Annotated in this window: 1 protein-coding gene; it reads right to left on the bottom strand. The window is 60.8% G+C overall.

Features of this window, described 5'->3' with window-relative positions; all coding sequences use genetic code 11:
- On the bottom strand, window positions 1-283 hold a 283-nt coding region (gene uppS, locus PZC42_RS20860), incomplete at both ends, for a polyprenyl diphosphate synthase (RefSeq protein ID WP_277214003.1).

The following is a 283-nucleotide window of genomic DNA, read 5'->3' as shown; positions in this document are numbered from 1 at the left end:
CCCGACGTGCTGAATCCGCACGCCCTGTCGGTGAAGCAGCATCGACTCCCGCCCGATAACCTCACGAAGGATCTCAAGCAAACCCTCGATCTCGTCCGTGGGGCGCTCCCAGTTTTCCGTGGAAAACGCGAACAGCGTAAGATATCGTACGCCGGCTTGAGCGAAGGTCTCGATGACACGTCTGACATTGTCGGTCCCGGCGCGGTGGCCGTCGGACCTTGGCTTGCCCTGACTGCGAGCCCATCTGCCGTTGCCGTCCATTATAATGGCTACATGCTGCGGC

The organism is Isoptericola croceus (assembly GCF_029382255.1).
Taxonomy (GTDB): domain Bacteria; phylum Actinomycetota; class Actinomycetes; order Actinomycetales; family Cellulomonadaceae; genus Isoptericola; species Isoptericola croceus.
Note: the sequence above shows the minus strand (reverse complement) of the source record. Positions and strands in the feature narration are given on the sequence as shown.